This is a genomic window from Acinetobacter rudis, from assembly GCF_000829675.1.
GTDB classification, from domain to species: domain Bacteria; phylum Pseudomonadota; class Gammaproteobacteria; order Pseudomonadales; family Moraxellaceae; genus Acinetobacter; species Acinetobacter rudis.
Map to the genome: position 1 here is coordinate 13,831 of NZ_BBRX01000022.1, position 24,933 is coordinate 38,763.

General features: G+C 41.6%; 22 protein-coding genes. 10 read left to right on the forward strand and 12 right to left on the reverse strand.

Annotated features, from left to right (window positions below):
• Window positions 1-88 precede the first annotated feature (88 nt).
• The 6 genes from Aru01_RS05610 to cysM form a co-directional block, all read right to left on the reverse strand.
• Window positions 89-532: a ComEA family DNA-binding protein gene (locus tag Aru01_RS05610; protein ID WP_016657430.1), complete on the reverse strand. Its 444-nt coding sequence runs from the start codon at window positions 530-532 to the stop codon at window positions 89-91.
• Window positions 533-561: 29 nt separating this feature from the next.
• Window positions 562-1,329 (reverse strand): nucleoside triphosphate pyrophosphohydrolase, encoded by a 768-nt coding sequence (gene mazG, locus Aru01_RS05615; RefSeq protein WP_040331435.1) that lies wholly within the window; start codon window positions 1,327-1,329, stop codon window positions 562-564.
• Window positions 1,330-1,454: 125 nt separating this feature from the next.
• Window positions 1,455-3,770, reverse strand: a complete 2,316-nt coding sequence (locus Aru01_RS05620) for a RelA/SpoT family protein (protein WP_016657432.1) — start codon at window positions 3,768-3,770, stop codon at window positions 1,455-1,457.
• Window positions 3,771-3,808: 38 nt separating this feature from the next.
• Complete coding sequence (rlmD, locus tag Aru01_RS05625; protein ID WP_016657433.1) at window positions 3,809-5,206, reverse strand: 23S rRNA (uracil(1939)-C(5))-methyltransferase RlmD; 1,398 nt, start codon at window positions 5,204-5,206, stop codon at window positions 3,809-3,811.
• A 9-nt stretch (window positions 5,207-5,215) separates the two neighbouring features.
• Window positions 5,216-6,037 (reverse strand): 3'-5' exonuclease, encoded by an 822-nt coding sequence (locus Aru01_RS05630; protein ID WP_016657434.1) that lies wholly within the window; start codon window positions 6,035-6,037, stop codon window positions 5,216-5,218.
• Between the two features lie 57 nt (window positions 6,038-6,094).
• Complete coding sequence (gene cysM / locus Aru01_RS05635; RefSeq protein WP_016657435.1) at window positions 6,095-7,018, reverse strand: cysteine synthase CysM; 924 nt, start codon at window positions 7,016-7,018, stop codon at window positions 6,095-6,097.
• A 152-nt stretch (window positions 7,019-7,170) separates the two neighbouring features.
• Between cysM and Aru01_RS05640 the strand changes: the two genes are divergently transcribed.
• The 5 genes from Aru01_RS05640 to rsfS all read left to right on the forward strand — a co-directional run bounded on the left by Aru01_RS05640 (window position 7,171) and on the right by rsfS (window position 13,215).
• Window positions 7,171-9,996 carry a GacS-like sensor histidine kinase gene (locus tag Aru01_RS05640; protein ID WP_016657436.1) on the forward strand — a complete coding sequence of 942 codons (2,826 nt, stop codon included), beginning with the start codon at window positions 7,171-7,173 and terminating at the stop codon, window positions 9,994-9,996.
• Between the two features lie 111 nt (window positions 9,997-10,107).
• Window positions 10,108-10,896, forward strand: a complete 789-nt coding sequence (locus Aru01_RS05645) for a crotonase/enoyl-CoA hydratase family protein (RefSeq protein ID WP_016657437.1) — start codon at window positions 10,108-10,110, stop codon at window positions 10,894-10,896.
• Window positions 10,897-10,941: 45 nt separating this feature from the next.
• Entirely contained in the window at window positions 10,942-11,820 is an 879-nt protein-coding gene (locus Aru01_RS05650; RefSeq protein WP_016657438.1) for an NAD(P)-dependent oxidoreductase, read from the forward strand.
• Window positions 11,821-11,911: 91 nt separating this feature from the next.
• Entirely contained in the window at window positions 11,912-12,688 is a 777-nt protein-coding gene (locus tag Aru01_RS05655) for a hydroxypyruvate isomerase family protein (protein WP_016657439.1), read from the forward strand.
• A 125-nt stretch (window positions 12,689-12,813) separates the two neighbouring features.
• Window positions 12,814-13,215, forward strand: coding sequence for a ribosome silencing factor (gene rsfS, locus Aru01_RS05660; RefSeq protein WP_016657440.1), 402 nt, complete (start codon window positions 12,814-12,816; stop codon window positions 13,213-13,215).
• Between the two features lie 70 nt (window positions 13,216-13,285).
• On the opposite strand, the gene Aru01_RS05665 is transcribed toward rsfS, so the two are convergent.
• The 4 genes from Aru01_RS05665 to Aru01_RS05680 form a co-directional block, all read right to left on the reverse strand.
• Window positions 13,286-14,533 carry an ammonium transporter gene (locus tag Aru01_RS05665; RefSeq protein WP_081407216.1) on the reverse strand — a complete coding sequence of 416 codons (1,248 nt, stop codon included), beginning with the start codon at window positions 14,531-14,533 and terminating at the stop codon, window positions 13,286-13,288.
• Between the two features lie 269 nt (window positions 14,534-14,802).
• A complete protein-coding gene (locus Aru01_RS05670) occupies window positions 14,803-16,263 on the reverse strand; it encodes an NAD(P)(+) transhydrogenase (Re/Si-specific) subunit beta (protein ID WP_016657442.1) in 1,461 nt (486 codons plus the stop codon).
• 12 nt (window positions 16,264-16,275) lie between these two features.
• The gene (locus Aru01_RS05675; protein ID WP_016657443.1) at window positions 16,276-16,590 is read right to left on the reverse strand and encodes a proton-translocating transhydrogenase family protein; all 315 of its coding nucleotides are present in this window, start codon (window positions 16,588-16,590) and stop codon (window positions 16,276-16,278) included.
• A gap of 11 nt (window positions 16,591-16,601) precedes the next feature.
• A complete protein-coding gene (locus tag Aru01_RS05680; protein WP_016657444.1) occupies window positions 16,602-17,729 on the reverse strand; it encodes a Re/Si-specific NAD(P)(+) transhydrogenase subunit alpha in 1,128 nt (375 codons plus the stop codon).
• Window positions 17,730-18,584: 855 nt separating this feature from the next.
• Between Aru01_RS05680 and Aru01_RS05685 the strand changes: the two genes are divergently transcribed.
• Entirely contained in the window at window positions 18,585-19,511 is a 927-nt protein-coding gene (locus Aru01_RS05685; protein WP_040331436.1) for a DMT family transporter, read from the forward strand.
• Window positions 19,512-19,523: 12 nt separating this feature from the next.
• Window positions 19,524-20,402 carry a S66 peptidase family protein gene (locus tag Aru01_RS05690; RefSeq protein WP_016657446.1) on the forward strand — a complete coding sequence of 293 codons (879 nt, stop codon included), beginning with the start codon at window positions 19,524-19,526 and terminating at the stop codon, window positions 20,400-20,402.
• On the opposite strand, the gene soxR is transcribed toward Aru01_RS05690, so the two are convergent.
• Window positions 20,382-20,885 (reverse strand): redox-sensitive transcriptional activator SoxR, encoded by a 504-nt coding sequence (gene soxR / locus Aru01_RS05695; protein WP_016657447.1) that lies wholly within the window; start codon window positions 20,883-20,885, stop codon window positions 20,382-20,384. The genes Aru01_RS05690 and soxR overlap by 21 nt on opposite strands.
• A gap of 67 nt (window positions 20,886-20,952) precedes the next feature.
• Here soxR and Aru01_RS05700 point away from each other — a divergent pair, with 67 nt between their 5' ends.
• On the forward strand, window positions 20,953-21,384 hold the full coding sequence (locus tag Aru01_RS05700) for a RidA family protein (protein WP_016657448.1): 432 nt from the start codon (window positions 20,953-20,955) through the stop codon (window positions 21,382-21,384).
• A gap of 20 nt (window positions 21,385-21,404) precedes the next feature.
• A complete protein-coding gene (locus Aru01_RS05705) occupies window positions 21,405-22,616 on the forward strand; it encodes an MFS transporter (RefSeq protein ID WP_016657449.1) in 1,212 nt (403 codons plus the stop codon).
• A gap of 84 nt (window positions 22,617-22,700) precedes the next feature.
• Here the strand turns inward: Aru01_RS05705 and chrA are convergent, their stop codons facing one another.
• A complete protein-coding gene (gene chrA, locus Aru01_RS05710) occupies window positions 22,701-23,912 on the reverse strand; it encodes a chromate efflux transporter (RefSeq protein ID WP_016657450.1) in 1,212 nt (403 codons plus the stop codon).
• Window positions 23,913-24,303: 391 nt separating this feature from the next.
• Between chrA and Aru01_RS05715 the strand changes: the two genes are divergently transcribed.
• The gene (locus Aru01_RS05715; RefSeq protein ID WP_016657451.1) at window positions 24,304-24,882 is read left to right on the forward strand and encodes a common pilus major fimbrillin subunit EcpA; all 579 of its coding nucleotides are present in this window, start codon (window positions 24,304-24,306) and stop codon (window positions 24,880-24,882) included.
• Window positions 24,883-24,933: the final 51 nt, after the last annotated feature.

Genomic DNA, 24,933 nt, shown 5'->3' on the forward strand with positions numbered 1-24,933 from the left:
ACAATCAAACGGCAATTTGAATCTTTAACCGAACCTAAAATAATAAGATAGAGCATGCTGAGCTTTTATAATTTGCTCGAAAGTTCACTTAAAGTGCCAGTTGTGTTTGATTCTTTAAAAAGATACTTTCCCCAATGCCTTTCACCTGTTTTAACTGCTCGATGTGTTTAAAGGACCCATACTGTTGACGATACTCAATAATAGCAAGCGCTTTTTTCTCTCCCACACCTTTAAGTTTTTGCAGTTGTTGGACATTGGCTTGATTTATATTGACCCTCTCCGAAGCTGTACTTAAACCTGTTGTGGCCAGAGCCTGTTTTGGCTCTAGCTTTTTGCTAATGACTGCCTCTGCGGACTGATGGGTCAAAGTACTTTCTAAACGTAGATCGTGCGCATTTTGCTGTTGTTTCCATATCAAGTATTGCTGATCGAATTGTTGTGCAAAAACAGATGATGTAAAGCTAAATGTGATCACACTAAAAATTGATCTGAAGCACCAAAAGCACAGGTATAACAAGTGATCCGTTGTCATCGCAGGCATCTGCCCTTTAAATATATATGTTAACTGCGCAGTTCAACTTGCTTTGCTTGCTGCCAAAACTGCTCCATTTCTTCTAGGCTGAGTTGCTCAATGGTTTTATTTTGTTTTAGTGCCTCAATCTCGATATACGCATAACGTTGTCTAAACTTTGCGACTGTAGCAAGTAATGCAGACTCACTCGATTGATTAAGTTTACGACCAACATTGACCAATGAAAATAGACAGTCACCCAATTCATTGTGTATCTCATCGGAATCACCTAAAGCAATGGCCTCCTGCAACTCTGCTAGCTCTTCTTCTAGTTTTCCATAAGCCTGCTGCGCATCTGCAAAATCAAATCCAACTTTGGCTGCTACTTTTTGAATCTCAGTTGCTTGTAATATTGCTGGGCCAGACTTGACCTGATCAAGACTCAAACTAACTTTGCCTTGTTTTTCTTCTGCTTTAATTTTTTGCCATAGCTCACTCACTTGCGCTGCTGTAAGCGAGTTAAACTGCTCTGCTTGAAAAACATGCGGATGACGGCGAATCAACTTATCAGATAAAGTCTGCACCACATCATTAAAATCAAAAGCACCTTGCTCTGCATACATCTGTGACTGAAACACGACTTGTAACAGCAAATCACCCAGCTCTTCACGGATAGCAGCCAAATCACCCGAACGGATTGCCTGCTCTACTTCATAGGCTTCTTCAATCGCATAAGGTGTCAAACTTAGCGGATTTTGTGCTTGATCCCACGGACATTGTTCACGTAATTGCTGCATGATTTTAAGTAGTTGTTCAATCGCCATTTTTACACTCTCATTTTTTCAATGGGGGAAATTTCAACCTGAACGTTGATGATCAGTATCTCAACCAAAATCATAAAAAAAGGCATCATTAACTGATGCCCTTTTCCATCTAACTCGACTTAGCCGCCTTGGACTAAACGACGCGCAGAAATAATACCCGGTTGCTGCTCTAAACGAGCCAATAAGCGAGAAAGCTGTGCTAGACCTTTAACTTCAATCAGCAGTTTCATATTGGCAATGCCGTCAGACTCTGAAATCGTATTGACTTGGCGAATATTAATCTGATCAGAAAAAATAACCTGTGTTAAATCTTTGAGTAAACCGCGACGGTCATAAGCCTCCACCACAATCTGCACACTTTGACCACGAGTCGGCTGCATTTCCCAATCTGCTTCAACAGCACGCTCAGGCTCTAGTCCAATCATACGAATATAATCAGAACAAACCACCTTATGAATACTCACACCACGATTTAATGTGATATATCCAGCGATTGGTTCACCATGAACAGGCTGACAACACTGTGCAATATGCAACTCTACGTTATCTAGCCCATCAATCAAAATACCATGAGCAGATAAAGTGTGACTTGCACGCGGATTCAGTGTTGGTTTTAACACCAACTCAGGCTCATCCAAGTCAGGATGCATATGACGGTTAACTTGATTAATCAGTGCATGTAGACTGATATCACCACTGACCAGTGCAACCAAAATATCGTCACCAGTTTTGACATTAAAATGACTACAATAGTCACCTAAATCAATACTCTTCGGATGAATTGCTAAACGGGCTAACTCTTTAGTCAGTATTTCACGACCAACTTCAAGGTTTTTACTTCGGTCTTGCTGTCTAAACCAATGACGTAACTTGTCACGTGCACGCGGTGTTTTAATATAACCCAAAGAGTTCACCAACCAGTCACGGTTAGGTTCACGATCTTTCTTGGTTAAAATCTCGACCTGCTCACCTGTTTTTAAAGTATAGGTCAGCGGAACATAACGCTGATTCACACGTGCTGCGTAGCATTTGTTACCCACTTGAGTATGCACATGATAAGCAAAATCGAGTACCGTTGAACCTTGCGGCAACTCCTTGATATCACCATCACGGCTAAAGACATAAATCTTTTCAAACCCAGCAAAATCTTGCAGACGATCAAAATCTTCGGTTTCATCCTCATTCGGATGAGCACTGGTTTCATTACGCTCTTGATAATGCTCAAGCACTGAACGCAATGAGTGCAAACGATGATTGAATGAGTAGTCGGTATTCTTCGCACCTTCTTTATAGTTAAAGTGCGAACACACACCAAGCTCTGCTTCTTCGTGCATTTCGTGGGTACGAATTTGAATTTCTAAAGACTTATTTTCAGCAATCACCGCGGTATGTAACGAGCGATAACCATTCGGTTTTGGGTTAGTAATATAGTCGTCAAACTGATGCGGAATATGTCGCCAGATCTGATGTACGATCCCCAAGGCGTGATAACACTCAGGTACACTTTTCACCAAAACACGCACAGCACGAATATCATAAAGCTGATCAAAACTCAGATTTTTACTCTTCATTTTTCGATAGATCGAGTAAATATGTTTTACTCGTCCTGAGATCTCAGCTTCAATACCATGCTTGGCTAACTCATTTTTGAGTTCATCCACCACAAATTGAATGTAATGTTCACGCTCTAAACGCTTTTCATTCAGTAAAGACGCAATTTCTTTATAACGATCTGGGGCTAAAAAGCGAAAAGCTAAATCTTCAAGCTCCCACTTTAACTGGGCAATACCAAGACGATGTGCCAGTGGTGAGTAGATGGTTAAGATTTCTCGCGCAACACGTTCTTGACGTTCGCGCGGTGATTTGGCCAGCTCACGCAATGAATAAGTACGTTCTGCCAGTTTAATCAGTACCACACGCACATCTTCGGTCACCGAAATGAGCATTTTATAAATGCCACTCAAATGTTCGCGTTGGTTATTATTAAAATGGTCTTCAAGGCGCTTATTATTTTCGATCAGTTCAGATAATTTACCCATGGCCAAAGTGCCTTTGACCAGATTTGCAACTTGCTCACCAAATTTCTCTAAGATCTCATCCATAGAAATAATTTCTTCACGGACGCTACGATAAAGAATTGCGGCGGTTAAAGTTGTTTCATCAACATGGAGGTGGGCTAAAATATCGGCCATTCCTAAACCAGTAGCAAAGGTATTAGGATGATTGCGATTGGTCTGATGTGCTGACATCAGCTCTTTATCAAGTAATAGTTGACCTGCCGCAGCCAACTGCTTTAATTCACTTTCGCCTAAAATTTCACAAACACGACCTAACCAAGATATTAAGCCTTGTTGTGCTTCGACGGCATGTTCTACAGTCGTTTCTTCTGCCAACTCACTCAGTTGCGCAGGTAAAAGTTCACGTACTGTGACCATCCCTTTCTCCTATCAACCCAATCTCAATGTAACGCGCCTCATACAGGCTGCGTTGTTAATTTTTCAAATAAAGTAATTGATTCAACATGACCAGTATGGGTAAACATATCAATCACACCTGCTTTTTTTAATTGATATCCGTGCTTAACTAAAATACCAGCATCGCGTGCTAAAGTCGCAGGATTGCACGACACATATACGATTCGTTTCGCATTGAAATGGTGGAGGTAATGCATCACCAACTCCGCACCTGATCGAGGCGGGTCAATCAATAATGCATCAAACCCTTGATTTACCCAAGAAAATTTAGAAAAGTCTTTTGTTAAATCTTGTGTATAAAACTTTAAGTTACCGATTTTATTACGTTTTGCATTTTCAGCACCACGTAGCACCATCGCCTCACTTCCTTCAACGGCAACAACATGACCATGCTCACCTACAGCCTGTGCTAACGGTAAAGAAAAGTTTCCTAAACCACAAAATAAATCCAGCACAGATTCACCTGCTTTTAAATCAAGCAACTCACATGCCAACTTCACCATTTTCTGATTTACAGCAGGATTAACCTGAATAAAATCTGTGGGATGAAAAGCCAGCTCCAATTGCTGTTCTTGCTCTCCCAAACGATAGTGTAAACGACTTTCAGCCTGTGGCTGATCCACCCGTTTGACACTCTCTGCATCGTGACGCTGTAAATACAACTGCCAGTGACGTGATTTTACAAAGTCCTGTAACGCTTGAATGTCTGCTGCAACCAAATCAGCTGTATGTCTAATCAGTAAAGCAACCTCAGTTGCGCCTTTGCTCAACTCGATATGACCAATATCTGCACGCCCACACAATTGTTTTAACAACTGATGTAAATCAGGTAAAGCCTGATCAAGCTCTTGATCAAGTACTTTACAGGTCTTAATTGATGTCAGACGATTACTTTGTGCTTCACGAAAACCCATAACCAGTTGTTGTTGCTTAGCTAAATAGCGCACGCCTATTCGAGCTTTATGACGATAATCAAGTCGAGGAGAACGTAGTGCAGGCAACCAAGCTTCAGGAGCCAACTGAGCAAAATGCTGCAAATGTGACTGTAAGGTTTGCTGCTTTAGCTCAATTTGCATGTCACTTGACATATGCTGCATATTACACCCACCACATTTACCAAAATGTGGGCAAACGGGTTCTACTCGCTGAGGGCTTGCAGGTCCGAGTAACTCAATCAAATGTGCTTCATCTAACTTTTTACTTTGATGTGTCAACTGCGCCCGTACCATTTCTCCGGGTAAGGCTTGAGTGATAAATACATTTTTGCCATGCTTTTCAGTTGGATGCTCAAATTTTTCTGTATATCGAGCAATGCCTCGCCCCTCATGGGACAAACGTTCAACCTGAAATATATAGCTCGGTAGTTGTGTTGCTTGAGTTTTAACTCGACCTTTCAAAGGAATAACCTAACTGGATTGAATGGGAAAATCAGCAGCGCTAAATGCTGTTCGTTGAGCAGTTTCACGCCACACCTCTAAGAACGTTTGTTGCTGTGGTTGTGTGTGTAAATATTGAATTGTGGCTTGTACCCAAGCTTGATGTTCAGTAACGAGGATTTGCCCTTTGAGCAATAACCAACGTAAATAAATTAACCAAGTATTGAGTACATCACCCTCACAGTAACTGGTTAATTGTTGCCACTGTTGCTGTTTGACATACTCGGGTACAAAATAACCAGACTCTGCACGTTTGCCTGGATAACCGAGCATTTGCGCAATATCATCAAGTTTCTGAAAGTTACGGCCATTAAACATCGCCATCACATCCATCAGATCCACATGACGCTGGTGATAACGATTTTGGTAGTTATTATAACGTTTTTGTTGATTACTCTCACCCTGATCGAACAGGCTGGTTGCACTCAAACCATGATACATAGCACGGAATAAAATCACAGGTAAATCAAACTGTGATCCGTTCCAGCTCACTAAAGTTGGTTCACGTTTATCAAAAATAGATAAGAACTTACTCAGGATTTCTGCTTCACTATAGTGCTCTTGGCTAAAGGAAAACAATCGCATTGTACCGTTTTCATCAATCCAAAGACCAGAAATACAGACAATCTCATGCAGCGGTATACGCTGAAAATCCATACCTGACTCTTGTCGACGTAGCTTAGCAAGTGCTTGCTCTAAATCAGCTTGTTCTAAATCAAGCCCATATAAATGTGCACCCACTTTCAGGTCAGTTAAGGTTTCAATATCAAAAACCAAAATCGGTAAACGCATACTGCTACACCATGTCTATCTTTGTTGTTTGCCACACGCCAAGTGTAGCCCAGTACATCAGTCTTCTACAGAATATAAACCAGTAGATAAATAACGATCACCACGGTCACAAACAATACAAGCAATCACAGCACCAGGGTTTTGCTCTGCGAGCAAGATCGATGCCCATACTGCACCACCTGATGAAGTTCCAGCGAAAATACCTTCTTCACGGGCCATCTTACGCATGGTTTTTTCAGCTTCAATTTGCGGAATATCGATAATCTGATCAACACGACTACGATCAAAGATACTCGGTAAATATGCCTCAGGCCAACGACGAATACCGGCAATACTTGAGCCATCCTCAGGCTGTAAACCCACCACTTGAATGTCAGGGTTTTGTTCTTTGAGGTATTTTGAAACCCCCATAATCGTACCCGTAGTTCCCATAGAGCTAACAAAGTGGGTGATTTTCCCAGCTGTTTGTTGCCAAATTTCTGGACCAGTCGTTAAATAGTGTGCTTGTACATTGTCTGGATTACCAAACTGGTTCAACACCAAACCTTGACCTTGTTGTTGCATCTCTAGAGCCAAATCACGAGCACCTTCCATGCCTTGCTGTTTGGTCACTTCGATCAACTCAGCCCCATAAGCACGCATCGCGTCCTTACGTTCCTGACTCATGTTGTCTGGCATAATCAATTTAATTTTATAGCCACGCATGGCGGCAACCATTGCCAAAGCAATACCTGTATTACCGCTCGTCGCCTCAATGAGTGTATCACCTGGACGAATCTCACCACGCCTTTCTGCTTGCATAATCATGTTATAAGCTGGACGGTCTTTTACCGAACCAGCAGGATTATTACCCTCTAGTTTAGCCAATACAGTGGCTTGAGTATGACTTGCCATACGTTGTAGACGGACTAAAGGAGTATTACCGACAAAATGATCAAGTGTAAATTCGTCAGCAGAAAAATCAGATTGAGAATAAAGCATGGGTTAAACCTATAACGCGCTGGCGGCTATTGTATGAAATATTGCCCCCCACTGCACCCATTTCCATAGCTTTTTCATCAATATGCTTAAACTGCCGCCATTTATGTCAAAGCATGCTAATATTCGTTGCAAGGGAAAAAGTGACTCAAGTCATGCAGAACATCAACAAAACACTGTACAAACGCTTAAAACTCAACCATGCCTACGGACAACTTATCGCACTGATTTTTGTGCCGATTATGGTGTTGGCCTGTGTCGGTGCATTGCTGGTACTTCACGAAACTTCGCACTCTGCAAAAGCACAACAACAATATGCAGCTGTTGCCATTTTAAGTCGCTACCAACACATCGCTGAAGTCTTATTGCAACAACAATTTGTAGAAAACACTATTCTCAGCCAACAAGTAACAAAAAACTCATTACAAAACATGTTGCAAGAAAAGTCTCTGGTTAGTGTTGCGATTATCGATTCCAACAATCAAAACCTGAGCAATATTGGTTTTCGCAAAGCAGATCAGTGGCCCAAGATCCCCACCAACATTGAAAGTTTTGGCCCAATCAGTGATCAAGGCAATTCCATTTATGGCATTGAACTCAAAGTGCCTCAAGCGCCTCGCCATCTATGGTTAGTCATTGAGTTAGACAACCAACCGTTACAGCTTTCACGTTACCGTGTCTTCATTGTTCTCATTACAACGGGGCTACTGACCCTATTGCTCTTGGTGCTATGTTTAAATTTCTATTCGCGTCGTTGGATCGCACCGATGTATGAAATTCGCATGCAACTGCAGCGCCTAAGTGCCGACACACTTGACCAGCATGTATTGGTCAACAGTACAGGTGAACTGCGCTTGCTGCAACGCGATATTGCCAATGTGGTCAAACGCCTGCATTTTAGTTTCCTTGAACTCAAAGAACATACTGAACAAACCGAAGACGATTTACGCCGCACCCTTGACACGCTTGAAGTGCAAAACATTACTTATAAACAAGCACGTGACCAAGCGATTTCATCGAACCAAGCCAAATCGGTCTTTTTGGCCAATATCAGTCACGAATTACGTACACCGCTGAACAGTATTGATGGCTTTATCCATCTAATGTTGCGACAAGACAATTTAACCCACGACCAAAGCTTATATTTACAAACGATTCGCAAATCGTCAGCTCACCTTTTGGCACTCATCAATGATGTTCTCGATTTTTCCAAAATTGATGCAGGTAAGCTTGAACTAGAAACCGCACCTTTTGATTTAGAAGAAGCTGTTTTTGATGTGATGGATATGCTGTCACCACTGGCTGCTCAAAAACAAATTGATATGGCCTTTTACTATGCTGACAATGTGCCACGACATGTGATTGGTGATGCGTTACGTGTTAAGCAGATTTTGACCAACCTAATTTCTAATGCGATCAAGTTTACTCCAGATGGTGAAATCATTGTTCGTGTTCGAGTTGAACAAGATCAGAAACAGCATTATTTACTGCACTTTAGCGTACAAGACAGTGGCATCGGTCTCAGTGGGACAGATCGTAAACGTCTATTTGAGTCCTTTTCTCAAGGTGATGCATCAGTCACTCGTCAGTTCGGTGGTACTGGGCTTGGTTTGGCCATTTCAAAACAACTGGTCAGTTTAATGCAAGGTCAAATTGGTTTTGAAGATAACCAAGAACGAGCACCAACAGACAAAGGTTCAACATTCTGGTTCACTGCGAATTTTGAATGCCCTGCACATCATAGCTTAGAACATCCAGCATTCCCTGAGATGCATGTTGTGTCCTATGTTGCACACCCTGCGACGGCAACGGTGTTACGTCATTATTTAGAAAACTATCAAGTTCAACATACAGAGACGCTGTCCATCTTAGACTTGTTCAGCAGATTAAATGGACTGAAAAATACTTCGGACAATACTTGGCTGATTGTAGACCATAGTGGTGACACGGAAGCCATGTTAAAAGAGATTCGTGGTCGTTACCAAGGTAACTTAGCTGTGTATGGCTACCAAATGATGCTTGATCCGAATATGCTGCATCAATTTAAAGCCCGTGCACTTTATCAACCAATTAGTCGTACTGCACTGGTTAATTTGCTCGAAAATAAACCCCTATTTGAAGCAGAGTCGCACACCAAGTTTGAAGGCTGTGGTTTACAGGTGTTAATTGTTGATGACCATCTACCTAACTTGATTGTTCTTGAAGCACTTTTAGGTGAGCTCAAGGTTGAAGCCATCAAAGCAATGAGTGGTCAAGAAGCCTTACAAATTATTCAACAACGTATTGAACAAGGAATTAGTCCATTTGATTTGATTTTCATGGATATTCAAATGCCTGTGATGTCTGGTATTGACACCACACGTGCCATTCGATCACTTGAATCGACTTTGGATGGTATGCGTATGCCAATTATCGCTTTAACCGCGCATGCACTTGCTGATGAAAAACAAAAACTACTTAAGGTGGGTATGGATGACTATGTCACTAAGCCAATTCAGATTGAACAGATCATTCAAATTCTGACGCAATGGACCAGTGATAAATTTGCGTCATCTACCTCCTCAGTAAGTAAAAATGAAAAGACTGTATTTATTGAAAGTGTGGATCCGCAGATTTTAGATTGGAAAATGAGTTTACAGTTGGCTGCCAATAAAGAGGAGCTGGCACAAGACTTACTCAAAATGCTGGTAAAAAGCTTTCCAAATGAACTTGCTGAAATGCAACAATTAGTTGAACTCGAAGACTTCCCACAACTTGAGCATGTATTACATCGACTCTATGGTGCAACACGTTATGTCGGCACGCCACGCTTACAGAATATTAGTGGGCAATTTGAACAATTCGTTTCGACCTTACGTAAAGAACGACGCAAAGCAGATGAACAGTTTATCCAAGAGGTGCTACGTCGTTTAACTGAACTTGAACATGCAATAGATGATGTAACAGCAGCGGCAAAGAAAATGTTAAACCTAGATGAATGAACTCAAACCATGCTGCTTGCGAAAAGCAAGCAGTGTAGTGTGACTGTACTGTCATGTTGAGTCTAAAGCCACATGCTATGCTGCAAAACAAAATAACTCGAGACAATGATCATGGCACTAATACAATTTGAAAAAGATAACGGTCTAGCAATCGTGCGTTTAAACCGTCCAGAAAAGCGCAATGCAATGAGTTTTGCCCTACTGCAAGAGCTCATTCATGTTGCACAAAAAATCAAGAAAGATCGCTCAATTCGATGTGTGATCTTAACGGGTGAGGCGCAGGTCTTTAGTGCAGGAATCGATTTAAAAGACTTAAATGATCCTAAAAATATGGCATACGCAGCTTGGGAACTGATCAAACCGGGTCAAAGCCTATTTCAAAAAGCTTTTTTAATTTGGCAAGAGCTTCCTGTTCCTGTGATCGCAGCTATAGAGGGATTTTGCTTTGGTGCTGGCATGCAACTCGCATTGGCCGCAGACATACGCATTGCTCACCCTAAAACACAAATGTCGATTATGGAAAGCCGCTGGGGCTTAGTCCCTGATATGGGGTTATCACAATCACTAAAAGGACTCATCCCGATTGATTTAGCTAAAGAGTTAACGCTCACCGCACGTGTTTTCGATGCAACTTATGCACATCAAATTGGCCTCGTCACCCATGTGGACGAACAGCCACTTGATAAAGCCATCAGTCTAGCTCAAGAGATGCAGCAGCGCTCACCAGATGCTTTACTAGCAGTCAAACGTGTACTGGATGCAATGCAACACCAACCAAGCAAATCATTACGCTTAGAAAAAATCTGGCAGCTCAAATTACTTTTAGGCAAAAATAGTAAGCTCGCACGTCGTAAGGACAAAGCGCCTACAACAGAATTTTTATCACGACAGTTTAAGTAGCCTATTTCAACATACGCTGCTAACACATGTAATTGAAGGAACAATATGTCAAATCAACAGCACACAAAAATTGCCTTTTTAGGAATGGGGCTCATGGGTAGCCGTATGGCAACACGCTTACTCAATGCTGGCTTTGAAGTCGCGGTTTGGAACCGTACTGCAACAGCCTGCCAAGCGTTACTGGACTTAGGCGCCACCCCCTTAGCATTAGAAAAAATTGCACAATATCCCTTAATCTTAACCTGCCTCTCCGATGACGCAGCAGTACAACAGGTTTATGCGCAGTTTTCTCCATACCTAAAAGCACAGCAAGTGATTATTGATTTTTCAAGCCTTTCAGTACATTGCACACAGCAGTTGGCCACACAGGCTGCATCTGCCCAAGTCACATGGATTGACTCTCCAGTCTCAGGTGGCGTAATTGGCGCAGAACAAGGTAGCCTTGTGGTCTTTGCTGGTGGAGATGCCGATCAGATTAAACAACTGGATTATCTCTACCGCCATATTTCTCAACGCGTTACATGCATGGGAGCTGTTGGAACAGGACAAGCCACTAAAATCTGTAATCAACTCATCGTAGCAGCCAATAGTGCTTTGATTGCAGAGGCAACAGCACTTGCAAATCAAGCAGGCGTAGACACAACTTTACTCGCTCCTGCTTTAGCAGGTGGATTTGCAGACTCAAAGCCTTTTCAGATCTTAAGTCCTCGTATGGCCACACACCAATTTGAACCAGTGCAGTGGAAAGTAAAAACCTTAGCCAAAGATCTCAACAATGCAGTACAACTTGCCAAAGACTGTAATTTAAAGCTTCCTGTAGCCACTCAAGCCTTAGATCAACTTAATCAACACCAATCTAAAGGTTTTGCAGAAGCTGATTTATCTAGCTTAATACGCCAGCTCGAACAAGCTAAATCTGTTTAAAATAAAACATCTCAGCGCTTTGAATACACTGCGCTGAAATCTATTAATGTCCTCTTAAAACACAGAAAATACTGCATGGATGCCTGCCCACATGAAGCTTGCTGCTAACCTTTCGACTTTATTTACAGAAGTCCCACTCCTTGAACGTTTTGCCTTGGCTGCTGCCCAAGGTTTTAAACATGTTGAAATCCAATTTCCATATGAACTCAGCATCAAAGATCTTCAACAGCAGCTTGAGCAACATCAGCTCAGTCTATGTTTAATTAATGTGCCTGCAGGTGATCTTATGCAAGGCGGTCATGGTCTAGCTGCGATCCCCGGATGTGAGGTGCTATTTCAACAGGCAGTTGAACTTGCCATCGAATATGCGACAGCACTGCATGTTCCCCGGGTCAACGTTTTAGCTGGTCGCCAACCCTCAGACTGTTCACATGCAGCATGTATCCAAACGCTCACAGACAACCTGATTTGGGCCTGTCCTCGCTTTGCAGAACACAAGATTCAAGTGCTTGTCGAGATGATCAATGGTATAAATATGCCAAACTTTATCATTCAAAACATGCAGCAAGGTGTGGACTTACTAACCCAAGTCAATCAAGCCAACTTAAAACTTCAATACGATTGCTATCATATGGCGATGATGGGTGAAGATATTGTGCAGTGCTTTATGCAAAATATTGAACATATTGCACATATCCAATTTGCTGACTACCCCGGTCGTCATGAGCCTGATAGCGCAACGCTAGCATTTACCGATTTCTTCCACAGTATCCAGCAAAGCCAGTATGAAGGGTTTGTTGCAGCCGAATATATTCCAACACAGCATACCCTTGATTCTCTAGCATGGAAAAATAAGTATTTTGGATAGCAGGTAATATTCATGTTGAGTCAATCCAGCTTAAATTACGGATGGACTCGACAGGATTGAATTGAAATTTGACCGCAAAAGCGTTATATTCACCAATGAGTAATTTTCAGGAAAATATACTTCAAATGAATTTAGAACCATCGCCCAGCACTTCTAATTCTTCTCAAGCACTAAACACAGCACAATCTCAAGACGTTCAAGCATGTCTAAGCGTTGTCAATGAAGCTTTGCAAGACGTCAAAGCAAAAGACATCGTTGAAATGGACATTAGCAGCATTAGTAATGTTGCAGACGCGATTGTGATTGCAAGCGGTACATCTACCCGTCATGTTAAAGCGCTTGCAGATAATGTTGCTGACGAAGCACGTAAAGCTGGTTTCCGCCCAATTGGGATTGAAGGTGAACGTGATGCTGAATGGATCCTGATCGATCTAGGCTTTGTTGTCGTTCATGTTATGCTGCCTACAGCACGCAAATTCTACGACTTAGAAAGCCTATGGCGCAGTGGCGCTGAATCAGTAGCGTAAAAGAATATCGCATCAGTTGTTCACGATAACAACTGATGCACACCCTTCACCCAATCTTACGTTTAATCGCCTAAGACTCTGACACTGGCGTTAACTTTTCTTTTTTAAATTTCTTACGATACCAAGTCAATATACTAAAAAGCAGCCAAGCTGCTGAAAAACTCCAGATAAAATTAACAACCACACCAAGCAACTGTACCCACAAACTAATATTACCACTCACTAAAATGACTGGGTGATTTGAAAACACTACTGCCAATGTTCCCCATACCCCACATACACCATGAATAACCAAAACATCTGCAATATTTTTTGCTGCAATTTTCTCTCGTATTAAATTGGGTAACCAGAACACCAGCGCCCCTGCAACCATGCCAATTCCCATAGCACTGATCGCAGAAACTAAACCACAACTGGCGGTAATGGCAACCAAACCACCCAATGCAGCCTTAATCAACTGCTCAAAAGATATGCTTCGAGCAAAAAGTAGCCCCAAGGCTTTGATTGACAGCATTGCACCAATAATCGTGGTCAGGGTATTCACCACAATCACTTGAATATTGACAGGTATCGTAGAGATATAACTTGCGTTTAAACCAGACCATGCCAACCACAAGATAAATGCACCCAAGGCCATTGCCAGCAAACGCCCATCATCTGAACCTAAATCACGGCGCTGCATCTGGTCTTGTTGATCTTTTCCAAAAACCCAATATCCAGCCAAAGTAATCCAAGCTGCAGTGGAGTGAACAATCGTTGCACCTGCAAAATCAATAAAACCAAGATGCTGTAAAAAACCTTCATTTTCTGAAAAGCCACCAGAAATCAATTGGCTATTGATCGAAAATACAATTGAGCTAAGTGCTAGAGCGATCCACCAATACTGCCAAATCGAAATATTTTTGGGCATAATTCGACTCACCACCATATTGATGGTCGTCGCCATTAACATATAAAAAAACAATAAGTTCCAATGCCAATCAAATGTAAGTAACTCCCAATACAGAGCAAACTCGATTTTGTTGGACATCATCCAATTGCTCAGCAACAAATAGATGATACAGCCGAAGAACGCGGCAAGAAAATTAATCGCATAAACCAAACCGACACGAGTTTCAGGATCATACCCCCCTTCCACCACGGCCAAACCCGATTGCATGAGCAACACAAACAAGCCACCCAAAAGCAACAAGAGATAGTGCGGTGCAAAATAAACATCCTGAATCAAAGGGAAAGCAGCTGCATGCGTTGAACACGAAAAAATAGCTAACCAGATGATCGGAATATAACGGTATATCCCCATAAGTACACGATCCATCCAAAACCACTTAAAAATTATTTCTTCGTTATGTACAGCTCTAAAAATAAACGGACAAAAATAATTACTAAAAATTTATGAAATAACCATAAGTAAGTTTAAGAAAGTATTTATACTTATTCAACAACTGCCGTCATTCAATTCAGAAAATAGCCCTAAAGCAATAAGTTAACAGCAAATAATAAGGCGAATGCAGCATTCTCTATGGAAGCTCACATTCGCCTAAACTTGACTAAGTTACTCATGCAACTCAGCTTTAGTAAATTGGATTAATGTCCTGTACCGTTGATCGCTTTTGTCATATCTTCGACTACTTTTTTCGCATCACCAAAGACCATCATGGTTTTTTCGTTATAGAACAGATCATTATCTAAGCCCGCATAACCTGTTGCCATAGAACGCTTGATTACCATAATTGTACGAGCCTTATGAGCTTCCAAAATTGGCATACCATAGATTGGTGAACTAGTATCATCTTTTGCTGCAGGATTGACTACATCGTTCGCACCAATCACCAAAACTACATCTGTAGCAGGAAAGTCTGAGTTAATCTCATCCATTTCCAAGATATCATCATAAGGAACATCTGCCTCAGCCAACAATACGTTCATATGTCCAGGCATACGACCCGCCACAGGATGAATCGCAAAACGTACTGTTACCCCTTGTTCTTTCAATAGCTCAGACAACTCTTTGACTGCATTTTGTGCACGACCTTGCGCCATACCATAACCAGGTACAATCACAACGCTATCTGCATTTGACATTAAGAAGCCTGCATCATCTGCTGAACCTGAACGATAATTACGCTGAACTTTCTCGCCTGCATCAGCGTTGTTTGCTGCTGTTGCTGCACCGCCCATTGCACCACCAAACAGAACGTTGATGATATTTCGGTTCATCGCCTTACACATAATGTAAGATAAAATCGCACCAGATGAACCAACCAAAGAACCTGCAACAATCAGCATGTTGTTTTCAAGTGTAAAACCAATACCTGCTGCTGCCCATCCTGAGAATGAGTTCAGGAGTGACACAACAACTGGCATATCACCACCGCCAACTGGTGCAATCCATACCCAGCCAAAGACTAAAGCCAAAGCAGTCATTGCCCAGAATGCTGACATGTTCCCTGTGGTAAAGAAGTACACACCACAAGCAAGCATAGCGATAAAGATTAGCGCCTGTACGGGTTTCACCCAAGCACCAGCAATTGTTTTTGCCCATTTTTTCGCAGCCAATTTACCATAAGCGAATACAGAGGCAGTAAAGGTAATCGCACCCACAAAGCAACCCACAAACAATTCAAACAAGTGAACTTGGTTCATGTGTGACGGAGCTACACCTGCAGCACTCATTGCTGCTGCGTCTTGAGCATATAGGCTGATCAACTGGTTGTTATGTAAGATTGCAGCGATTGCAATTAATACCGCAGCCAAACCCACCAAAGAGTGCATCAATGCGACTGTTTCTGGCATTTGTGTCATTGGTACAGTACGTGCACGAGCAATACCCACAATTGCACCAAGTACCATTGCCCCCACGATCATCCAGACGACAGGTTGTTCCGCAATAAAAAATGTCGTTACAACCGCAATTCCCATTGCGATCATGCCGTAACGGTTACCTTGAATTGCAGTTTTAGGTCCAGAAAGCCCACGCAAAGTCAAAATAAATAAGATGGCGCCAACGAGATAAAGCCAATTTGCATGCTGTTGTATAAATTCCATGGCAACTTCTCCTTATTTCTTTTGCTTTGGTTTAAACATTTCCAGCATGCGTGCAGTCACTGCAAAACCACCAAAAATATTAATACTGGCTAAAAATACTGCTACAGCACCCAAGATACTGATGATATTTATGCTTTGAAATTCCACCATCGGCTGCACACCCATCACAGGTAATGCCACCGTCTGCAACATTGCACCGACCACAATAATCGATGACAACGCATTCGTTACCGCCATCAATGGCGTATGTAGTGCTGGAGTAACGCCCCAAACGACATAATAGCCAACAAAAATTGCTAAAACGAAAATCGTAATTGTTTCAACCATGAGGCCACTCCTTATCCACGTTTCAACAGCACTTGGCCGTTATGGGTAATTAACAAGGCTTTTTGAATTTCTTCATCAAGATTCAATGCAAGTTTCTTTTCTGAATCAAAAAGTGTTTCGATGAAGTTAAACACGTTACGTGAATAAAGCGCTGAAGCCTCAGTAGACAATGTCGATGGAATATTAGGAATCCCAAGGATCTTAACGCCATTGTCCGTCATAACATTTTCACCGTTACGAGAACCTTCCACGTTACCGCCACTTTCAACAGCCATGTCGAGGATAATTGAGCCTGGCTTCATCTTTGCCACAGTACTTGCTTTAATCAATCGTGGTGCGGCACGTCCTGGCAATAAAGCAGTCGTAATCACGATATCAGCATTTGATACTGCTTTATCCACGATCGCGGCTTGGTCTTGGATATACTGCTCACCTGGAGTCCATCCATAACCATTTTTTGCGGCATCAGCTGCACGCTGTTTTTCTTCTTCTGACATTGGGACATCAAGCCACTTACCCCCCAATGACTCCACCTGATCACGCGCTGTTGGACGTAGATCGGTCGCTTCAACAACTGCACCTAAACGTTTCGCTGTCGCAATCGCCTGTAAACCTGCAACACCAACGCCCATAATGACGACTCGTGCTGGCTTCACTGTACCTGCTGCGGTCATTAACATTGGGAACATACGCTGATATTCTGCCGCAGCTAGAAGTACGGATTTATAACCAGCAAGGTTGGCTTGCGATGAAAGAACATCCATATTCTGTGCACGTGAAAGTGTACGAGGTAACAACTCCAATGCAAATGCAGAAACTTGCTGAGCCGCGAACTGATCAAGGTCAGGATTACGATGTGGATCGAACATAGCCACTACGATGCTTTGTGCTGGTAGTTTTTTAATTTCGTCACCGACAGGTGCACGAACTTTTAAAATAATCTGACTACCATTGTAGGCATCAGCACTAATCACAGCACCTGCTTGCTCATAAGCGCTATCAATATAAGCCGCCTTAAGTCCTGCACCACGCTCAATCACCACCTGATGACCTGCTTGGACCAGCTTTTTTACGGTTTCTGGTGTCGCAGCAACTCGATTTTCATTGGCGACAGTTTCTGTTGGAATTCCTATTTGCATGAGCGTCCCTCAAGCTAATTTTCTCTAAGACAGCATCACAAACTGTAATGCTTCCCTCAACGATGCGTTGTACTGAATTTTTGGATTCTAATTGAACTATTTTAAATTGCTACCTACTATTTTTTTAATAAATGACCATATTTTTATTTTAAAGTTCAACTATCTTTTCATTTAAATTAAGATGCACGGTTTTTTAAAAAATTTAGCTACATTCATTAGATAGTGAATCTATCGTTCAATCTACCCGCATTAAAATTTTTCAGAACCGCTTTTGTTCCCTTCTAATCCCAACGTAAATTTCTACTATTCATACTCAAAAATGCACGCACTGCAGTTTAATTAACCAATAACAACAAGCGCTCAATAGGATTAAATTTGAGCTGAGCCTGTGCCAACAAGTGCCTAAATGACACTCAGCAGCAATAGATTCATCAACTAAAAACTTCTACGAAATCAGTAAGAGTTATTTTTTCTTTTGTGTCAAAACGGCATATTAGTCCAAGCTACTGAAGGCTTGTTGATGATGTTTTTTAAAGTCGATTCTGGCAAAAAAATAATTTAAATTTTTTTTAAACTTATGCGTCAATCATTTTGAAAATTGATATTAAAGGAATTTTATTGTAAAAACGCACCATTTTGAGACATTCTCGAAGTGACTGAGGCACTCGTCACCAGCTAAGTCTTGATTTTATTTACATAGACAGACTGACTTTTTTATTTCACGTTTTTGTCAAAATTGTCAAAAGCCACTTTTTTTGCCGTATGTCTGCGCTTTTTGTAATAAACTCGAACATCAACCATGTTCTATTTCAAACAGGGTTATCCATCTCGTCATGGCAATGGAAGCATATTTTGATCAAACTGAACCAAAACCCCATCCTTGTGGGTTCGATCTATTCAATTGCAGCAGCGTTCTTATTTAGCAGTAAGGCCATTTTTATTAAGCAGGCCTATGCTGTTGCACCAAATATTAATGCCACTTTATTGATGGCACTACGTATGGCCAGTGCCCTGCCTTTTTTTCTGCTGTTGTGTTGGTACTGCAGGCGACAAAGCCGTAACGTATCACTCACAGATTGGGGATTGCTAATTGTTGCAGGTGTTATCGGTTATTATCTGGCAAGTTGGTTAGACTTTTATGGTTTGATGTTCATTAGCGCATCGCTTGAGCGTATTATTTTATTCCTCTATCCAACGCTGACCGTATTAGCTTCTGCTGCCATCTATAGGCAAAAACTCAGTTTACAAACTATATTTGCCATTGTTCTAAGCTACGGTGGTACTGTTATTGTTATGCTACAAGAACAGAGTCAAAATGCTTTGCAAGACCAGTTTTTCTTTGGTGCAAGTTTGGTATTTGCGAGTGCTATTGCCTTTGCTGCTTATCTATTACTCACGCCGCGTCTCATTCAACGTTTCGGGTCTTGGAACTTTACGGGTCTTGCACTGAGTGTAGCCTGTATTGCAACCTTAATTCATTTTGTACTGGCTACCCCTGAACCTTTTGCACAAATTCAACAACTCCCCACCAGTGTCATCTGGTATGGTATCGCTTTAGGGATCTTCGTCACGGTACTGCCAAGTATTTTCTTAATGCAAGGTATTCAACGATTAGGTGCTTCACAGTCAGCCATGATTGCATCAATCGGCCCAATTCTCACCATTGTACTGGCAGTCATATTTTTAGGTGAGCAGCTCAATGCCATACAATGGTTTGGTTGCTTACTCAACATCATTGGTGTCATGATGATTACCTTATCTAAAAAGAAACTCAGTCACTAGTTTGGACTTTTTATGCATTTTCATATCGTTACTCCAAGTAGTTGTATTGACTTTGAACATATCCAACTGGCACAAAGTCACCTGCAAGCACTCGGTCATCAAGTCAGTTTAGCTGAACATATTAAAGCACAGCACCGTTATTTGGCGGGCACAGCAATACAACGAGTTGATGATCTTAAACATGCTTTTTTAGATCCAGATATCGACGTCATTTGGTGTGGTCGTGGTGGAGTTGGTGCAGCACAGCTTGTGCCTTATATAGATGACTGGATATTAAATAAACCACTGATTGGTTACTCTGATAGTACCGTCCTACTGAACCTCATTGCTCAGCGTGGTGGTCAAGCATTACATGGCCCCGTCTTTCAAGAAACTGCCATAAAAAACCTAACTCACCCAGAGCAAGCCCTCTCTGATGATGCAATGGCCGCAGTACAGATCATGGGTGATCCCACAAGCCCTATGCATCTAACGCTTGAACCCATGAATGCTATCGCACAAAATAACCCAACACTACAAGCAAATGTATTAGGCGGTAATCTTACAGTACTGTGCAGCATCCAAGGTACGGCTGCGGCATTGGCGTTTAAGCAGCCTAGTATCTTACTGCTTGAAGATGTCGGTGAAGCCTACTACCACTTAGAACGCTGCCTGACTCAACTGTTACAAAGTACCGATACCTCACAGTTACGTGCTGTTGTACTGGGAGATTTTTATCAATGTCCACAAAAAAATGTGCCCGATAGTCTGGCGCAAATTTTTTCAGAACATCTCGATGGTTTGGGTGTGGCGTTATATCAAACTTCCCAATTCGGACATGGCCTTGCTAACAAGCCGCTCTGGATCGGTAAAACAGCAAAAATCCAAAACTCAGAATTGGTGTACCTGTAAACTACTCAACAATTCCTGCTTCAGTAACACATTTAAAGTGTCTTGATATTGTTGTCCTGTAATTTGCTCACCACATTGGTCATCTGGATTGCGTAGTGGGCATTGCTTTACAGATAAGCAGCCACAACCAATGCATTTATCCAACTGCAAACGCAACTTGAGCAAGCCCATGATTTGCTGATCCAAATCGGCTTGCCATTGTTGTGACATCTGTTGCCAATCTTCACTGCTCGGTACGCGATCTTTAGGCAATATATCTAATGCGGACTTAACTTGTTCTAAGCTAACGCCCACCAATTGTGCGACTTTAATGATCGCAACTCGTCTCAACATCGCACGTTGATAACGTCGCTGATTACCATCGGTGCGTACACTCCAAATCAATTGTTTTTCTTCATAAAAACGAACTGCAGAGACGCTTACACCACTACGTTTGGCCAGTTCACCAATACTAATCCACTGATGTGCATTTTTCTCTGTCATTTCGCTTGACCTCAACTTAACTTTAGCTTCTAGACTAGCACAGTCATTCCAGCATTTACTGATTATTATGCGTTCTAAAACACTGTCTCAAAATATCCAAGCATTTAACCTGTATAACCCAAGTCAGCTTTTCAATCCCAAAGCGTTTGCCTTTAGTCATGTCGCTGAAGTTCGCCATTTCAATCGCACCTTGCATGTTTCAGGTCAGGGCGGACAAAATATTCATGGACAACTTTCTGCAGATTTTAGTACTCAACTACAGCAATGCTTTGATAACATTCAATACATCTTACAAGATCGTGCTGCTACACTTGCCGATATTGCAGTATTGAAAATCTATATCGTAGATCACAATACAAAGAAGCACCAACTGTTGATTGAAATCATGCAACAACTTTGGCAGGGTCTTGAATTTCCTGCATGTACGCTGATACCTGTGCCTTGTTTAGCACTCTCAGGTATGCAAATTGAAATCGAAGCTACGGCTTATACACTCTAGCCGTCACCCAAGGAAATATGATGTCCCCTCAACTCGATATTAGTCAAAATAAATCACTACTTTGGCTAATGGCAGTCGCTTGTGGTCTCTGCGCAGGCGCAAACTATTACTGCCAACCCCTAATTCACTCTATTCAGCAGTACTTTTCAGTCACAGCAGCACAAGCTTCTCTCACCGTGACTTTTGCTCAGGTTTCTTATGCATTGGGGCTACTACTCATCGTACCTGTAGGGGATATAGTCAATAAAACCAAATTTATTCCACTCCTCATGTTCTTTGCAGCAGTCGGTTTATTTATTTGTGCTTTTTCGACCAACTTAAATATGCTTTGGATTGGCACGATTATCGTGGGGATGTTCTCTGTAGCAGCACAAGTGCTGATCCCACTTGCAGCTATTGCCACTCGACCAGACCGCACAGGACAAGTTGTTGGCTTTTTGATGAGCGGCTTATTGGTTGGCCTACTCATCTCAACCAGTATGGCTGGACTGCTCTCAAACCTGTTTAATTGGCAATTGATTTATCTCTTAAGTGGGATCTGCATGCTTATTTTAGCAGCGCTTCTGATGTTAAAACTGCCTGCGGTCAAAACCGTTAAGATGAGCTATCTTCAGATTTTCCATTCAATGGGACAGTTGATTGCTACTGAACGTCGTTTGGTTTATCGCTCATTACTTGGCGGGTGTGCCTTTGCTGCAATGAGTATCTTATTTTCAACCATAGCAGTATTACTCACTTCAAAACCCTTTGAATTATCAGATGTTATGGTTGGTGTGGTCACCTTGGTCGGTGTATTTGGTGCACTATCAACCACGTTCTTAGGTCGTATTGCAGATCGAGGCCACACCAAACTCCTCACTTGGTCTGGTATCGTCGTTTTAGCAATCAGCTGGATATTTTTATATTTCGGTGGGCAATACTTAGTGAGCTATATCATTGGCTTTGGCGTGATTAATCTGGGACTAGTATTGGTGCATACCTCGAATCAAAATATTATTTTCCGTTTACGTCCGGATGCCAAAGGACGCGTCAATTCGGTATATATGACCAATTACTTTATTGGTGGCGCTTGTGGTTCTGCACTCGGGGTCTATGGCTGGCATCATGGTGGCTGGAGTATGGCCTGTATGATTGGCTTAATGCTGGTTGCAGCAGCTGCATTTTTTGCTGCACTTGATCTACTGCATGTACGCCGTCAGACCGAGTCTGAACAACAAATTTCATCCAACTAAATCATTTTTCTCTGTATCTTTCACACTTAACAGCTCAGCTATCACGGCTTGATTTCATCGTGTCGCTGAGCAAACCTCTTAAAATTATAAAAAACTAAAACCAATCCCAGCACCGACACAAACGATCAACCATACAGGTGTTTTCCAAAACATTAATGCAACCCAAAACAGTAAAGCCAAACAAAAGTCCAAGGGGGTTAAAATACTGCTTGTCCACATAGGTTGATACAGCGCAGCCAGTAATATACCAACAACAGCCGCATTGACTGCCAGCAATGCAGATCGTACCCAGATCATTTGACTCAATACCTGCCAAAAAGGCAGCACACTAAAAAGTAATAAAAAAGAAGGTAAAAATATCGCCAGCACCGCAATACAAGCTGCAATTACAGGTAAATCAACAGGCATCGCAGCCCCGACAAAGGCCGCAAAACTAAATAACGGGCCTGGCATAGCTTGAGCCAATGCATAACCTGCAAAAAACTGATCTGCATCTAACCAACCACTTTGTACAACCTCAGTCTGTAATAAAGGCAAAACCACATGTCCCCCACCAAAGACCAATGCACCACTGCGATAAAAAGCATCGAACAAAGCCAAATCTGAATTGGGATAAAACTGTAGCACTATGGGTAAACCAATCAGCAACAATACAAACAGTAGCAAGCAAAAAGCACTTTGATTGATTAAAGATCGGAAATGCAATTGCACGTTCGCCTCAATGGTACTGTCTGAGCGATCAATCTTGGACGCAAATATGTACATGCCTAAAAGTGCGCTAATGATCATAATTGCAACTTGCATCCAAAGTGCAGGAAAAAGTAATACGCTACAGCAGGAAAAAAGCATAAAACTCACGCGTATTGGGTCTGGGCAAAGTTGTTTTGCCATCATCCAAATTGCTTGAGCAACCACAGCTACAGCCACAATCTTTAAGCCGTGAATAAGTCCAGTCGATACAGCTTGCCCCAAATGGGATAAAGCCAAAGCACAAAAGAGCAAAATCACCACAGAAGGTAGGCTAAAACCAAGCCAAGCAGCACCTGCTCCATAATAGTGCCCTTGGCGATAGCCAAGAGCCATCCCCACTTGACTGCTGGTTGGGCCAGGTAAAAACTGGCACAGTGCAATTAAATCAGCATATTCTTGTTGACTTAACCAACCACGCTTAACGACAAATTCTTGATGAAAATAGCCAAGATGAGCAATTGGACCACCAAATGAAGTGAGCCCTAATTTAAAAAATATAAAAAAAATTTGCCAGATTGAAGTCTTTACTACAACAGATGTGGTCATACCCAGTTCTTATTAAATATTAATGTCATCACAGTTAAAGTTCACAATTCGTTGAACCTGTTATGTGGTTGATTTACCCATACAGTAATTTAAAGGATCATGACATAGACAGATGACAAAGCAGTTAAGTTCATTAATAAATAATCAAAAAAATATTTAATTATTATTTATATATTTTTTATGAAAATTATATTAAGCAAAGAACACACACAAAATAAATTAACAAGTTCATTAATATAAAATCAAAAAATATTAACCAACAAAAATAGTCAGATTAATCAGACATAAAACACAGCTTATTATCACAAGACCCATACTTCATTTAACAATAAAATTTAAGGACTGATTAAACAACGCAACACTCAATCCAAGTTCTTAATTAGGAGTCCTCATGAAAAAATATAGTTTATTCATTATCGCTTGCTTTGTTAGTATTAATATTTTTGCAGAAAACATAACAAGTTCTGCTACTGCTAAATGGCAAACGAGTGCTTTTAAAGATACTTCAAGCACACTTGTGATTACTCCATTAAGTTCACTAAACTTCCAATATGCTGAAGGCAGTAATTCTTTTAGCAAGGAGTATGGCAAGTTTAATATCACGCTCATGGGTTTGATTGGTTCAACAGATTTTAAATTAACATCTAAAGTAATCTCAGATGAACTGGTACGATTTGATGACCCTTCAAAACTCAAAGTTGCAATTCAATGGCATGGTCAGGAGCTCAGTAAGACACAAGAAACTGTCTTAATCAGTACTGGAGATGGTGTGCACGCAGGTTTAACCCCCTTAGCTCAAAAAGAGGTTTATGCTGGTCACGGTCGTGATAGTGCCCAAGCTGATTTTGGTTTCAGTATCAAAAATGCGATGAATACCACGGGGCAGAATACCGACTTTACTCAACTCAAAGATGGCACTTGGAATGGTGAAGTTGCAGTACAGTTCACTGCAACATGGGCCAAACCTTAATCTATAATCTATAGACAATTAAAACGTATGACTTCTCCCAAGCATACGTTT